A 13,538-nucleotide genomic window follows, 5' to 3' on the forward strand; every position below is an offset into this window, starting at 1 on the left:
GAGAGGCCATGCAAGCTGATTCATGTGGTCTGAGATAGAAAGGTCTGAATTTCCGCACGGGTTGGAGCACCTTGCCGCCCGCCGAATCGGGTGCATTTGATTGCGGCTGCCGCGCTTGCAAATTGCATAACCGCTTCGATTTGCCAGCCTTGCGCGAGCCCCCAGGCGAAAGCGCCATGGAAAACGTCGCCAGCGGCCAATGTATCAACAACCGGCACTTTGAACGCCTGCTGGCTACGAACGGTCCCGCTTACACTATCAAACCAGAAAGAACCTTTGTTTCCGCCGGTAACTGCGATGAAAGCACCCGCTCGACCATAGCGCGCAGCCAGCGCTATGACTGCGCTTTCCAGATCGCTTTCACCCGTAACCAGCTCTGCTGCCGGTTCCGAAGCAACGATATGGGTGGCGAGCGGAAGGAGCATTTCCAGCGTTTCAAGGGGTGCAGTATCGGCATCCAGCACGGCGTGAACACCAGCAGATTGCGCAGTTTTTAACGCCAGTGCAGCACCCAAGGGCCAACGAACATCTGTCATGACGACATCGAAGGTCTCACGGGAAAGAGGCGGCAAAACATCTGGCGTTGCCAGCAAAGCCGGATCGTAAAACGGTACGATCATTCTCTCCCCATCCTGATCCACAAAAATTGATGAAAAGGCTGAGCGAGCGCCCGCAATCCGGCGCACGTGGGTGCAATCCACCCCTTCTGATTCAAGCTCAGCGACAATGCGATCACCAACAGCGTCTTGCCCCGCTGATGCCCAGAGCGAGACGTTTCCGCCAAGCCGGGCAATGCTCGCAGCAGCGCTTGAGGCCATCCCGGCAGCAACTTCAACCGCTTGGACAGGAATGAATTTGCCCGGTCCAGGAGGCAATTGCTCAAGCTGAAAAATCGTATCCAAAGTCAGAGCGCCGACGCAGAGTATTCGAGGCATTTCTTCATCACCACATTAATTGCTTACGCTGAGTGACGTGCAAAGGAAAAGACGCCTTCGTCAAGCCAGCAATGGGATTGTTTCGCGCTCAATGCTATTTTTGGATAAGAAAACCTGTCTAACCCGGCTTTGCAGCTGTTATTATTGATAAGTGGGCGATCAAGGCGGCTCCTTAGGCAGAATTGGTTCAACGTTGCTTTGCAGCAACGGATCAGAATCCAAATCTACTTCCCACAAAAAAATGAAACAACAGCTCTCGTCATAAACCTGTTGTGCAGCTAAGGTAGAGCCAAGCCAGAACTGCACGGGGAACGCAGAATGGAAAAAACGAGCAATATCTCGGAATATGAAGACCTGAACGAGGATGATGAATCCGCTTGGTCATGTAACTCATGTCCAATCAGATATCTGACAGTCTTGGGTGTGGGTGTCGCCCTTGCAGTATTGCTGGCTAATCTCTGCAGTACATTCTGATACACGCTAAGCTGGATTGCTGAATTCGCGGAGCAACTCCTGACGAAATCCATCCATAGGCTCCGCATGCTGATTTCCCGGGGTCATGCCCGGATTCCATTTTTTCGGATCGAGCCTTTCCAGTAAAGCTGGATCATCGGAAACGATGTGAACAGGCACCGCGCGAGAAGCACCATTTCCCGTGATAATCGGCGCCGGTTGATGATCGCCAAGCAATATGAAAACTGTATTGCTTCCATACTTCGCCATGTAAGACCCCAATGTTTCGAGCGCATAGTCGATCGAACTCGCATATTGCGTTCGAACCCGCTCCTGATCCTGCCAGACAACTTCCGGCGCATCGCCCGCGACCGCCTGTTCATTGAAGATCAACCCATCGCCGATTGCAGACCAATCAATCAATTTTGGGATCGGGGTCCAAGGTGCATGACTGGAAATAAGCGCGATCTCAGCCATGACAGGGCTGTGTGGACCGGCACGCTCAAATTTCTGAAAGGCTGAAAGTGTGTATTGATCCGGCATGCTCACCCAATTGAATGGCTTGCCATGATAGCCGAGATTATTTGCAGCATAGACCTTGTCATAGCGGAAATAATCGCTTTCCGGCCAATCCATCGTAATGGCTGGCATCACGGCGACACTGCGCCAACCTGCCTGCTTAAAGAGCAAATTCAAACTTGGCCGTTCACTGGCGATCAGTTGGTCATAACGTTGCTGGCTGTCGACCCAAACACCGGACAGCAACGTTCCGTGGGCGAGCCAGCTCAACCCACCCGATGTTGGTGACACCAGCCAACTGCTCCTCGACGTCAATCCCGCAGCCGAAATCTGCTGCTCAACCTGTGCCAATCGCTTTTCTGTCGACTTCGAGTAATTCGGATCGCGTATTACGCTTTCACCATAGGACTCAATGAAGATTACAACTACGTCCTTGCCTTTCAATGCCTCAAAGCGCCCATTTTGCGGAATATCCGCTATGGGATCGCTGCCGAGCAAAGCTGCAAATTCGTGCCTGTCCCTCCAAGATTTTTCGACAAGCGCGACACGATCTACGATCAGCTTTATCGTTCGTGTTTCGATGAACTTATTGTTCGGATGATATGAGGCAATAGCGGGAATCACCAGCAGACATAGGCCTGATACGAGCGCCATCGGGCGGCGGTCACCTGCTGATTGGAACGCACCTAATGACCAATAAACAAGAGCGATGGTCAATATCAGGCAGAGCAAAGTTGCAGACACCAGGAAAAAAGCCTGAATCGCTCCCAATGTTGCGTTAAGCACAATCCAGCCGTCAAATAATAGTTTTGCATCAAACAACGGGTTAAATTGGCGTGAAAAAGCCGTATAAGTTGCCATGTCTGCGAGTTTAAGCACCAGCACCGATGCCAAAATCATTGTAACCGCCAACCGGGCAGACTGGAAATATTTGCCTCGCGTGGCGGTCAATAAAAGGACAACGCCCAACAATTCGATTGGCAGTTTGATGAAGTGCTCCACGCCCAAATCTGCGGGATTGTCGGGCAAGTTTAATATGAGCAGGAGGCCGGCAATTGCGAACACCATCCGGAGCCGTTCCGCAGCTTTGTACATGAACCCGATAATCGTGCGATACTTCATAAATTCAATACGAGCCTTCCTCTTATGCAGGTGTCCGGCCACGACCATCTTGATTGAGGGCGATACTGGCTCATGACGTCCGGCAAATATAGAAATTTTTTCACACCGATATTTGGCATAATATTGTTGGTGACGGTGTTTTCCGTATCTAACACGGATGCAATCCTTGCCAGCCTTGGCAATGCAAGGCTGGAACTCGTTTTTCTCGGACTCTGCCTCATACAAATCCAGATAATATTGTCTGCGCTTCGTTGGTGCTATACGGCGGCTCAATTGGATCATCCGCTTCCACCAGCCAGCGCCATCGCTGACTATTACCTTGGATCATTCCTGAATATGGTGCTGCCCGGCGGCGTTGTGGGCGACATGATGCGCGCCGCACGCAGCCGTTCGGCAGACAGGAAATGGAGCATCCCGGTTCTGGCGGTTCTGCTCGAACGATTTTCGGGTCAAATCGCGCTGTTTTTCGTAGGCGGATTAGGTTTCATCCTATGGCCTTTCCTTGATGCAGAGCTGAGACCGTCCGAGGCGTTGGCATTGGTGCTTGCGGCTATTGGCGCTTTGATTGTCGTAGCCGCCGTTTCGTTGCTGATATGGCTTTCCGGATCATTGTGGTGGCGCAATTTCATTCGCAAAATCGGCCGAAGTATCGCCGTCTGCTATGGTCTTCCCTATGCGTGGCTGGTTCAGGGTGTTCTCAGCCTGACGATCGTCATCAGCTATATTGCAGTCTTTGCCATGGCATCTGTCGCTATCGGCGCTCCACTACCGCTTATCGGTTTGATTACAGCAATCCCGCTGTGCCTTTTGACCATGGTTTTTCCTATAACGGTCGGTGGCTGGGGAACACGGGAGGCAGCCGCAGCTGTCCTATGGCCACTACTCGGATTGACTGGCGATCAAGGCATTGCTGCAAGTGTTTTATATGGTGCAATTGTAACATTGGGAACTTTGCCCGGTCTGGCATTGTTCATCTGGTCGACCTCTCGACGAAGGTAGAGGGCGCTTGCGCCTGCCGGAATAGATGCAGAACATCGTAACCGAAAGAGTAGCTCAACGCTGCAAGGCTAAGCGCTGCAATTGCCGTTGAAATGGGCGGTTGAATGGCCGGCAAAAGAATTATGCCAAGAGAAACTATCTGTAACACGCAAATTGCCTGCCTTCTCAGCGAAGGCATCAGCGCTCCCCGAAGCCGGCCATCCAAATATTGTGCCGCAACAAACACATAGCGCATGCCGCCAATTATCATGACCCACCAGCCTGCCTTGCCGAACAAGAATGCCAGGATTGACAGGCAAAGGATCAGCGCTGCATCGACTTCCATATCGTAGCGCGCGCCGAATTCGGAGTTCATGCGGGAGCGGCGAGCAATGTAGCCGTCAATTCCATCGAGACATAATGCGACGGCGGCAATGGCAAGCAATGCTAGGATCATCCTTGATTCCATCAGCCACTCCGCTTCAAACAAAGCCCCGCCTATCAAACAGCTTATCCCTGCTCTTATGGTGGTTATGGCATTGGCCGCACCAAAATGCGCGTAAGGGTGAGTTTTCAATTTGGTCAGTACAAGCGTGCCGGAAAAGACATAAGCAGCAATGGCAAACAGACAAAAAATCCAGTCGAGATCACTGTTGAACACTAACCAGATAGAGGTTCCAGCCACGAAGCTTCCAACGAGCATCAGGGTAATAATCGCGCTTCTCAGAAGTTGCGGAAATTGCGCAGGGTTGACGCTGTGTGCCACGCCTAATGTCTTGGGAAGCTTGTCGTTTCCGTGATACGTCTTCTGAAAACTGTCTTCCGATAAGATTGTCATTATACGCTCCGCACTCAGCATTAGCTGACTACGATTAATCTGCAACATCAGGGCAAATTTAAAACCTTCAATAAAAAGTGACGATCTGGCGGTTACAGCCTTTTATCCGGAACTGCGAATGACTAATTTGAGCGGACACAGAGGGATGGACAAGCACCATGAAGCAAGACTGCCCACACGGAACGTCCCGTGCTTTATGGATTGAACGACAGGGCATTTGCGCATTTCGAACCGAAATATTGCCACCGATGAAGAGCGACGAAGTGCTCGTACAAGCGCGTTTTGGCGCGATAAGCCGTGGTACGGAGTCGCTTGTGTTCAATGGTCAGGTGCCGACAAGTGAATATCAGAATATGACCTGCCCGCACCAGGAAGGGTCGTTCGCCTTTCCCATAAAATATGGATATTCCATCGTTGGCGATGTTCAAGATGGGCCAAAGGAATTGCTCGGTCGTACGGTGTTTTGTCTCCACCCACACCAAACGCATTTTTTGGCAAAGTCAGCGGACATACATGTTATTCCGCACACTGTACCTGCCGAACGGGCTGTGCTCGCAGCCAATATGGAAACTGCTCTCAACATAATCTGGGATGCCGGAATTTTGCCGGGAGATCGCGTCGCCATATTTGGCGGCGGTGTCGTTGGCATGCTTGCTGCTTATCTTGCCACTGGAATTATTGGAACTGAAACCACGCTCCTCGACATAAATCCCAAGCGAAAGACGGTCGCTACGAACCTTGGAATAACTTTCGCTTCCCCCGATGCCGCGCCCCGCGATTGCGATGTCGTGATCAACGCTTCTGCCTCTTCTGCCGCTCTTAACCAAGCACTTGAATGCGCTGGATATGAAGGGCGAATTGTGGAAGCCAGCTGGTATGGCGACAAAAAAGTCGAGATCAATCTCGGAAGGCAATTCCACTCCAAGCGTCTTTCCATTACCAGCTCTCAAGTTGGTGGCATAAGCAATGCACGGCGATCGCGCTGGACCTTTGCAAGGCGTCTCAATGCTGCAATGTCGCTGCTAACAGATCACAGATTCGACGCGTTGTTCTCAGGAGAAACTGCGTTCGATGCGCTTGATCGAAATTATGCCGAAATTATCGCCTCGCCTTCCACCCTTTGTCATCGCATCGTCTACTGAACTTTCCAGAAGGAATATCCATGTTTGCCATTGAAGTTCGCGATCACATTATGATTGCTCATAGTCTGCCGCGACCGGTTTTCGGCCCGGCTCAAGCAATGCATGGTGCAACATTCGTTGTTGATGCTGCATTTTTTACCAAGGAACTGGATGAGGATGGTCTGGCAGTCGATATCGGATTGGCCACGTCGGTATTGTCAAAGATTTTGAAGCCTCTCAACTATCAGAACCTTGACGAAATGGAGGTCTTTTCCGGCAAGATTACAACGACCGAGGTTCTCGCAAAACATATATTCGACCAGCTTTCAGTGGCAGTTCAATCGGGAGAATTCGGCAAAGGAAGTGCTCGTATCTGCAAGATTCGAGTGCTTCTCAATGAGTCGCATGTCGCTCGCGGATGGTATGAGGCAGAGCTTTGACCCGTTCGGTCCATTTTGCCTATCCAGGCGATCTTGAGGCAAAGACCGGCGGCTACGGCTATGATCGCCAGATAATTTCGCAATTGCAAAAGCTTGGATGGCAGGTCAACCCCGTTCCACTTGGGGACAGCTTTCCTTTTCCGAATAATGAAACGCTTCGGCAGGCTGAAGAGACCCTCGGCGCATTGGCAAAAGACGCGCTCGTGATGATCGATGGTTTGGCCTATGGCACTTTCGACCGGATTGCCTCGCGACTGGCAACGAAACTCAATCTAGTGGCGCTCGTCCATCACCCGCTTGCGTCCGAAGGCAATATGCCGCCGCAAAAACAGATCTCACTCATGAAATCTGAGCGAGACGCTTTAGCTTATGCGAAAAGCGTAGTGGTAACGTCCTCGGCGACGCGACAGCAACTTGTCAGCGATTACGACGTTCCCGTTGATCGCATCGTGGTCGCTATTCCCGGCACAGAACGGGGCATTCGTGCGAAACGAAACTCCGAAGTTCCGCAAATTTTGAGTGTCGGTTCCCTGATACCGCGCAAAGGCCATGACGTGCTTATAGGCGCACTGGCGAAAATTGCGGACCTTGCTTGGGAATGCAAAATTATTGGCAGCCAGACCATGGATGTTGACTATGACGCGGCGCTCCAACAGCAGATAATTGACAACCAGCTTACAGATCGAATTATCTTGGCCGGACAGGTCGATGACACGCGTAGCGAACTGGCACGTGCTGATATTTTCGCGCTGGCAAGCCGCTATGAAGGCTACGGCATGGTCTTTGCCGAGGCTTTGTCGCATGGCCTTCCCATCATTGCCTGCCATGCCGGTTCTGTACCGGAGGTTGTGCCCAGCGATGCTGGTATACTCGTGCCTGCAGACGATCCTGACGCATTTGCTGATGCTTTGAGGCTGGTGCTCAAAGACAAGGAACTGTCAGATCAAATGGCAGAGGCTGCATACGGCCATGGCAAAATGCTGCCCGAATGGGCCGACACCGCAAAATTGATCTCGGCAGCACTGATAAAGGCGGCGGATGAGCGGATTTGATCTCAACTGGCTCGATCTGCGCGAGCCTTTGGACCAACAGGCTCGTGATCAAACCTTGCTGAAAAAGGCCGCGAGATTTGTTCAAGGTGCACAGCGGCGAACAATACTGGACCTTGGCAGCGGGACAGGATCGACCTTTCGTGCCATGGCGCCATACGCACCTGACGCCCAATGGCGCTTGATCGATCTTGACGAAAAATTATTGCAGGAAGCCGCCCGGCGTCACGCACAAGACAACAACGTTGCGTATCAGCATAGCAACCTGAACGATCTGGCATCGCTGTCACTTGATAAAGCCGATCTTGTCAGTGCGTCAGCGCTCTTTGATTTATGTTCACAAGAATTCGTAGACGATCTGGCTGACCGCCTCGTCAAATTGAGAAGCGGACTATACGCTGCCTTGAATTATACTGGAGAGATTTCGTTCAGCATTTCTCATACCGATGACGAACTGATGGTCCGGTCATTCAATCATCACCAAAATTTAGACAAGGGATTTGGCCCTGCCCTCGGTCCTCGCTCGACACACGCTCTTGCAGCGGCGCTCAGCAGGTCGGGCTACAGGGTTGAAATTGCACAAAGCGATTGGCTTATCGACAAAACTGCCACCGAACTACACCGACTATTCGTCGATGGAATGGCCTCTGCAGTCGCCGAGACCGGCATGGTAGGCCTGACCAAAATCAACCAATGGCGTGAATTCCGTGTCGCACAAACGACGACAGCAAAATGTCGTGTCGGGCATTCCGATGTGCTTGCGCTGCCTCAAAGCATGCGCTGAAAAACATCGTCTTTGCGGATCATTCGATGGAAAAGCGCGCCCGCAATATGAAGGGCGACAAGTATCAGAATTAACCACGCGGTCGCCGCATGGATCACACTAAAAACAGGGGCGATCTGCGGCTCGCGGCCGATTGGACTCCACACCGGAAGAAACCCAAACCAACGGAGCGGAAAGCCGTGCGCATTGGTGGCAAGAAAACCACTGATGGGCATGAGGATCAGCGCAAAGTACAATAACCAATGAACAATTGCTGATACTGTGGCCGTCCAATCTGTCTCGTGCGCGGGTCGGCCCTGGATCAACCGTATTCCCAACCGCAGCAGCATGAGCCAAAGCACCAGAAACCCGAAGGATTCATGCAGAAGGTAGAAGTCGAGTTTTACATCATCCTTGAAATATTTGAGCAGCAGACCGAGAGGCCATACTGCGAAGACCAGCATCGCAATAAGCCAATGAAGAATACGAAATGATGCGCTAAAACCTTGCGATTCTGTCAGGTGATGTTCCCGTCCTTAACGTTATGATCCGTCATAAGGATGATGCAGCAAACTGATGACGACTGCAATCAGCCGATAAGCCTATATGGGTAGACGCCCGTCTTCCTTAAGCGTTTCCAGAACGATCGCCGTCTTTACATTCTGCACCGATTCATGAGGCAGCAATACTTCATTGACGAATGCTGACAATGCCCGCAAATCCGGCGTGACGACCTTAATGAAATAATCCATCTCACCGGTCAGCGCGTGGGCTTCCATTACTTGCGGCAGCCTGGAAATAAGATCAGAGAAGCGCCGGGCATTGTCACGATTATGCGTGGCAAGCGTAACTGAAATTATGTTGACGATCCCAAGCCCAAGTTTTTCACGATCAATTTCAGCGCGATACCCACGAATAAATCCTTCCTCCTCCAGCCGCGTTCGTCGGCGTGAACATTGCGAGGGAGACAGATTAATTCTCTCCGACAATTCATTATTCGTGAGTCTCCCGTCCTCCTGAAGGCAGGAGAGTATTTTGCGGTCTGCAGTATCAATATGTTCCAATCATGCACCATTTTTAGTTAGTATGCACATATCTTGCATATCATAGCCTATTCAAGCGTAAAAATGCAAACACATTGCGGGTGATTTGCGCGATAATCCTCGCAACAAATGGAGGATAAAATGGGTCCGTTTCCGCACGATGCGCCAAAGGCAACAATCAGCAATGAAAACCCGGCAGGAACAGACGGGTTTGAGTTTGTGGAGTTTGCACATCCGGAACCTGAAAAGCTCGAAGAGCTGTTCACACGCATGGGCTATGTGCCTGTTGCCCGGCATAAAACCAAGAACATCACCGTCTGGCGTCAGGGCGATATCAACTATCTGCTGAATACAGAGCCCGGATCACACGCGATGAAATTTGTCGAAGAACATGGCCCCTGCGCGCCCTCCATGGCTTGGCGCGTGGTCAATGCACAGCACGCCTTTGATCATGCGGTCGCGAAGGGCGCTACTCCTTATGAAGGAGACGACAAGACAATTGACGTGCCAGCCATTGTCGGCATTGGCGGTTCGATGCTCTATTTTGTCGACACTTATGGGGAAAGCGGCTCGGTCTATGATGCGGAGTTTAACTGGCTGGATGAGCGCGATCCAAAACCGGAAGGCGTTGGTTTTTATTATCTCGATCACCTGACCCATAATGTCTATCGCGGCAATATGGATAAATGGTGGGCGTTCTATCGCGAGCTTTTCGGTTTCAAGCAAATTCATTTCTTCGACATAGCGGGCAAGTTTACGGGCCTTGTCTCGCGGGCGATCACATCGCCTTGCGGTAAAATCCGTATTCCATTGAATGAATCTACCGATGACAAGAGCCAGATCGAGGAATACTTGCGCAAATATAAAGGCGAAGGCATCCAGCATATCGCTGTTGGCACGGAAGCAATTTATGACGCTACGGACCGGCTCGACCAGAATGGCTTGAAGTTCATGCCGGGCCCACCGGATACTTACTACGAAAAATCGCATGAACGCGTGAACGGCCATGATGAACCATTGGACCGGATGAGAAAGCACGGCATCCTCATCGACGGCGAAGGCGTTGTCGATGGCGGCATGACAAAGATATTGCTGCAAATATTCTCTAAAACAGTGATCGGTCCGATCTTCTTCGAGTTCATCCAGCGCAAGGGTGATGAAGGTTTTGGCGAAGGCAATTTCCGGGCGCTTTTCGAATCGATCGAGGAGGACCAGATCCGGCGCGGCGTCATCAAGATGGACGCCGCCGAATAGCCGCGCCTATTCCACCTGATCAGGATGCGCGCCAGCAAAAGCCGGTAATGCACCGCAGCGTCCGGCAATCTCGTTAATGCGTACGAGATTGCCTATATCTGCTCCCCAGCGTTTTGCATTATAAACCTGGGGCACAAGGCAGAAATCAGCCATTCCGGGTTTGTCACCATGGCAGAACATGCCAGTTTCCGAATGGTTCAGCATCCGCTCAAACGAGGTCAGCCCCTCGGAAATAAACTTTCGCATCCAGCTTGTACGTGCGTCGTCACCCCCGCCGGTTAAAGACACAATGTGCGCAGCGACGTTCATGTTACAAACCGGATGGATTTCCATGGCAATTGCGTAAGACAAGGCGCGAACGCGCTGCCGCCCCAACGCATTGGCGGGGAGAAACCCGGCTTCCGGGAAAATCTCGTTCAAATATTCGATGATAGCCAGTGATTGGGTAAACGTGTGACCGTCCAGAACCAATGTGGGCACCAGTCCTTGAGGGTTCCGGCTCAGGTTTTCAGCGCTCTTATGTTCAGCCTGAAGCAAATCAACCGAAATTCTTGTGTAAGGAATTCCGAGGCTGTTGAGGGCAATGCGAACACGGTAACTGGCCGATGAGCGCCAATAATCGTAAAGCGTTGCCTCAGTGCTCATACTTTTCGACCTTTTGCTCGATTGCCCCAAAAATGGAGTGCCCCTGACTATCGCGCATTTCGATGCGGACAATATCGCCAAATCGCATGAACGGCGTTTGTGGCGTTCCGCTATTGATGGTTTCAATCATGCGGACCTCTGCGATGCATGAATATCCGGCACCACCTTCATCGACCGATTTCCCCGGACCGCCGTCGAGCTTGTTTGATACGGTACCCGAACCAATGATTGCGCCGGCAGATAATGGTCTCGTCTTTGCGGCATGAGCAATCAATTTTGGAAAATCGAATGTCATGTCGATCCCGGCATTTGCGCGGCCAAAAGGTTTGCCGTTAAGATCAACGCTCAGCGGCAGATGCACTTTGCCTCCATCCCAGGCATCGCCCAATTCATCCGGCGTCACCGCTACAGGAGAAAAGGCAGAAGAGGGCTTTGATTGAAAGAAGCCAAATCCTTTGCCCAGTTCAGCCGGTATCAGACCCCGCAAACTGACGTCATTGACCAGCATCAAAAGGCGAATTGCATCACGCGCTTCATCAATGGTTGCACCCATGGGCACGTCATCAACGATGACTGCAACCTCACCCTCCATGTCGATACCATAGGCCTCATCCGCCATTCGAATTGGATCCCGAGGGCTGAGAAAGCTGTCTGATCCGCCTTGATACATGAGCGGATCGGTCCAAAAACTTTCCGGCATTTCTGCAGAGCGAGCCTTCCGGACCAGTTCAACATGATTGACGTAGGCTGAGCCATCCGCCCATTGATAGGCACGAGGCAGCGGGGATAATGCCTCATGCTCATGGAATCTTATCGTTGGCACTGCGCCATGATCCAGACTTGTAGCGAGCGCTTGCAGATGCGGGGCAATTCGCGCCCAATCATCCAGTGCCGCTTGCAATGTCGGAGCGAGAAAGGAAGCGTCAGTATAATACGCCAAATCCTTTGACACGAGAACGAGTTTGCCATCACGCGTGCCATTATTGATTGATGCCAATTTCATTCCGACCAATCCCCTTCAGGTGTCCCGTTGAAGCGCTTTTTAAGCCCCGACCAGCAATCGGCATAATTATCCTGCAGCGTTTCCAATTCTGCGGCAAAACGCGTGAGATGCTGCGGGAACCGGGTTTCGAACATGAACGCCATGGTGTTCTCCAACCGCTGCGGTTTCAACTCGACGGTGGATGCCTTGTTAAAGCCCATGGCGTCCGGCCCATGCGCCAACATCATATTATGCAAGCTCATGCCACCCGCTACAAACCCCTCTTCCTTCGCATCATATTGCCCATAAATAAGCCCCATGAATTCCGACATTATATTCCGATGATACCAAGGGGGACGGAAACTATGTTCCGCGACAAGCCAACGTGGGGGGAATATTACAAAATCAACATTCGCCGTTCCCTCTTCACCGGAAGGCGCTGTCAGCACAGTAAATATGGATGGGTCCGGGTGATCAAATAGAATTGCACCAACGGGCGAAAAGGTGCGCAGATCATACTTATATGGCGCGTAGTTTCCGTGCCACGCTACGACATCCAGCGGAGAATGACCAAGCAATGTTTCGTAGAATTTGCCGCACCATTTTACATGCAGGCGGCACGGTGTTTCTTTCTCTTCGAAAGCGGCAATCGGTGTTTTAAAATCCCGTGGATTGGCGAGACAATTGGCGCCGATAGGTCCGCGATCCGGCAGTGAAAACTTTGCGCCATAATTTTCGCAAATATAGCCGCGCGCTTCACCGTCGAGTGCGGCAACCTTGAACATCATACCGCGGGGAATGATGCAGATTTCGCTCGGTTCTATTTCTATAATACCCATTTCCGTAAAGATGCTCAGCATTCCCTGCTCGGGTACGAGCAATAATTCTCCATCGGCATTGAAAAAATAGTCATCCACCATGTCTTGGTTGAAGGCGTAGACATGTGCGGCCATACCCGCCTGCCCATGAACATCGCCCGCCGTCGTCATGGTGCGAATGCTATCGATGAAGTTTACAGCGTTTCCCGGCATCGGTGTCGGGTTCCAACGCAATTGGCCGATCGGCAGTTCATGATCATCAAGGTTGGGAGCTGTCTTCCAATGCTCGCGCTTTACGGGTGTGAACCGACCACTATGCTTGACCGAGGGGCGAATGCGATAAAGCCAGGAGCGCTCATTGATGCCCCTCGGCGCAGTGAATGGAGAACCGGACAATTGCTCTGCATAAAGACCATAAGCGCAACGTTGCGGCGAGTTTTGTCCTTGAGGCAGTGCCCCGGCAAGCGATTCTGTTTCAAAATCATTTCCAAAGCCAGGCATGTAACCAAGGGTCATGTTGAACCTCCATCAATTTAGTTGCATTTGTGACGATATTTTTTGTAACTATCAATCACAAA

Annotated in this window: 14 protein-coding genes; 6 read left to right on the forward strand and 8 right to left on the reverse strand. The window is 51.5% G+C overall.

Annotated features, from left to right (window positions below; all coding sequences use genetic code 11):
• Window positions 1–20: 20 nt before the first annotated feature.
• Both ACTJI9_RS13150 and ACTJI9_RS13155 read right to left on the reverse strand, forming a co-directional pair.
• A complete protein-coding gene (locus tag ACTJI9_RS13150) occupies window positions 21–935 on the reverse strand; it encodes a PfkB family carbohydrate kinase (protein ID WP_354345330.1) in 915 nt (304 codons plus the stop codon).
• Window positions 936–1,415: 480 nt separating this feature from the next.
• A complete protein-coding gene (locus ACTJI9_RS13155; protein ID WP_440808518.1) occupies window positions 1,416–3,029 on the reverse strand; it encodes a sulfatase-like hydrolase/transferase in 1,614 nt (537 codons plus the stop codon).
• 72 nt (window positions 3,030–3,101) lie between these two features.
• On the opposite strand from ACTJI9_RS13155, the gene ACTJI9_RS13160 reads away from it, so the two are divergent.
• The gene (locus ACTJI9_RS13160) at window positions 3,102–4,028 is read left to right on the forward strand and encodes a lysylphosphatidylglycerol synthase transmembrane domain-containing protein (protein ID WP_440808520.1); all 927 of its coding nucleotides are present in this window, start codon (window positions 3,102–3,104) and stop codon (window positions 4,026–4,028) included.
• Here ACTJI9_RS13160 and ACTJI9_RS13165 read toward each other — a convergent pair.
• Window positions 4,000–4,845, reverse strand: coding sequence for a CDP-alcohol phosphatidyltransferase family protein (locus ACTJI9_RS13165; protein WP_440808523.1), 846 nt, complete (start codon window positions 4,843–4,845; stop codon window positions 4,000–4,002). The two genes, ACTJI9_RS13160 and ACTJI9_RS13165, sit on opposite strands and share 29 nt — an antisense overlap.
• A 158-nt stretch (window positions 4,846–5,003) precedes the next feature.
• Here ACTJI9_RS13165 and ACTJI9_RS13170 point away from each other — a divergent pair, with 158 nt between their 5' ends.
• From ACTJI9_RS13170 to ACTJI9_RS13185, 4 genes are read left to right on the forward strand one after another with little or no spacing between them, the layout of a single operon-like run.
• Entirely contained in the window at window positions 5,004–5,987 is a 984-nt protein-coding gene (locus ACTJI9_RS13170; protein ID WP_440808526.1) for a zinc-dependent alcohol dehydrogenase, read from the forward strand.
• Window positions 5,988–6,007: 20 nt separating this feature from the next.
• On the forward strand, window positions 6,008–6,406 hold the full coding sequence (locus ACTJI9_RS13175; RefSeq protein ID WP_115053407.1) for a 6-pyruvoyl trahydropterin synthase family protein: 399 nt from the start codon (window positions 6,008–6,010) through the stop codon (window positions 6,404–6,406).
• Window positions 6,403–7,458 (forward strand): glycosyltransferase family 4 protein, encoded by a 1,056-nt coding sequence (locus tag ACTJI9_RS13180; protein ID WP_440808528.1) that lies wholly within the window; start codon window positions 6,403–6,405, stop codon window positions 7,456–7,458. Before ACTJI9_RS13175 ends, ACTJI9_RS13180 begins: the two co-directional genes overlap by 4 nt.
• Window positions 7,445–8,239 (forward strand): class I SAM-dependent methyltransferase, encoded by a 795-nt coding sequence (locus tag ACTJI9_RS13185; protein WP_440808530.1) that lies wholly within the window; start codon window positions 7,445–7,447, stop codon window positions 8,237–8,239. Before ACTJI9_RS13180 ends, ACTJI9_RS13185 begins: the two co-directional genes overlap by 14 nt.
• Here ACTJI9_RS13185 and ACTJI9_RS13190 read toward each other — a convergent pair.
• Window positions 8,224–8,682: a cytochrome b gene (locus ACTJI9_RS13190; RefSeq protein WP_440808533.1), complete on the reverse strand. Its 459-nt coding sequence runs from the start codon at window positions 8,680–8,682 to the stop codon at window positions 8,224–8,226. The two genes, ACTJI9_RS13185 and ACTJI9_RS13190, sit on opposite strands and share 16 nt — an antisense overlap.
• Before the next feature lie 138 nt (window positions 8,683–8,820).
• Entirely contained in the window at window positions 8,821–9,282 is a 462-nt protein-coding gene (locus ACTJI9_RS13195; protein ID WP_115053403.1) for an Lrp/AsnC family transcriptional regulator, read from the reverse strand.
• Between the two features lie 120 nt (window positions 9,283–9,402).
• Between ACTJI9_RS13195 and hppD the strand changes: the two genes are divergently transcribed.
• Window positions 9,403–10,515, forward strand: a complete 1,113-nt coding sequence (hppD, locus tag ACTJI9_RS13200; RefSeq protein ID WP_440808536.1) for a 4-hydroxyphenylpyruvate dioxygenase — start codon at window positions 9,403–9,405, stop codon at window positions 10,513–10,515.
• Between the two features lie 6 nt (window positions 10,516–10,521).
• On the opposite strand, the gene maiA is transcribed toward hppD, so the two are convergent.
• The 3 genes from maiA to hmgA are packed head-to-tail and all read right to left on the reverse strand — an operon-like array spanning window position 10,522 to window position 13,476.
• Window positions 10,522–11,160 carry a maleylacetoacetate isomerase gene (gene maiA, locus ACTJI9_RS13205; RefSeq protein WP_440808538.1) on the reverse strand — a complete coding sequence of 213 codons (639 nt, stop codon included), beginning with the start codon at window positions 11,158–11,160 and terminating at the stop codon, window positions 10,522–10,524.
• Window positions 11,150–12,163 carry a fumarylacetoacetate hydrolase family protein gene (locus ACTJI9_RS13210; protein ID WP_440808540.1) on the reverse strand — a complete coding sequence of 338 codons (1,014 nt, stop codon included), beginning with the start codon at window positions 12,161–12,163 and terminating at the stop codon, window positions 11,150–11,152. The genes maiA and ACTJI9_RS13210 overlap by 11 nt, the downstream gene beginning before the upstream one ends.
• Window positions 12,160–13,476: a homogentisate 1,2-dioxygenase gene (gene hmgA, locus ACTJI9_RS13215; protein WP_440808542.1), complete on the reverse strand. Its 1,317-nt coding sequence runs from the start codon at window positions 13,474–13,476 to the stop codon at window positions 12,160–12,162. Before hmgA ends, ACTJI9_RS13210 begins: the two co-directional genes overlap by 4 nt.
• Window positions 13,477–13,538: the final 62 nt, after the last annotated feature.

Source organism: Phyllobacterium sp. 22552 (assembly GCF_052044585.1).
Lineage (GTDB): Bacteria > Pseudomonadota > Alphaproteobacteria > Rhizobiales > Rhizobiaceae > Phyllobacterium > Phyllobacterium ifriqiyense.

What these genes read in the sequence shown, in the direction of transcription:
- ACTJI9_RS13150 (WP_354345330.1), bottom strand. Translation starts at nt 935, where the DNA reads ATGCCTCGAATACTCTGCGTCGGCGCTCTGACTTTGGATACGATTTTT.
- ACTJI9_RS13155 (WP_440808518.1), bottom strand. Translation starts at nt 3,029, where the DNA reads ATGAAGTATCGCACGATTATCGGGTTCATGTACAAAGCTGCGGAACGG.
- ACTJI9_RS13160 (WP_440808520.1), top strand. Translation starts at nt 3,102, where the DNA reads ATGACGTCCGGCAAATATAGAAATTTTTTCACACCGATATTTGGCATA.
- ACTJI9_RS13165 (WP_440808523.1), bottom strand. Translation starts at nt 4,845, where the DNA reads ATGACAATCTTATCGGAAGACAGTTTTCAGAAGACGTATCACGGAAAC.
- ACTJI9_RS13170 (WP_440808526.1), top strand. Translation starts at nt 5,004, where the DNA reads ATGAAGCAAGACTGCCCACACGGAACGTCCCGTGCTTTATGGATTGAA.
- ACTJI9_RS13175 (WP_115053407.1), top strand. Translation starts at nt 6,008, where the DNA reads ATGTTTGCCATTGAAGTTCGCGATCACATTATGATTGCTCATAGTCTG.
- ACTJI9_RS13185 (WP_440808530.1), top strand. Translation starts at nt 7,445, where the DNA reads ATGAGCGGATTTGATCTCAACTGGCTCGATCTGCGCGAGCCTTTGGAC.
- ACTJI9_RS13190 (WP_440808533.1), bottom strand. Translation starts at nt 8,682, where the DNA reads ATGCTGGTCTTCGCAGTATGGCCTCTCGGTCTGCTGCTCAAATATTTC.
- hppD (WP_440808536.1), top strand. Translation starts at nt 9,403, where the DNA reads ATGGGTCCGTTTCCGCACGATGCGCCAAAGGCAACAATCAGCAATGAA.
- maiA (WP_440808538.1), bottom strand. Translation starts at nt 11,160, where the DNA reads ATGAGCACTGAGGCAACGCTTTACGATTATTGGCGCTCATCGGCCAGT.
- ACTJI9_RS13210 (WP_440808540.1), bottom strand. Translation starts at nt 12,163, where the DNA reads ATGAAATTGGCATCAATCAATAATGGCACGCGTGATGGCAAACTCGTT.
- hmgA (WP_440808542.1), bottom strand. Translation starts at nt 13,476, where the DNA reads ATGACCCTTGGTTACATGCCTGGCTTTGGAAATGATTTTGAAACAGAA.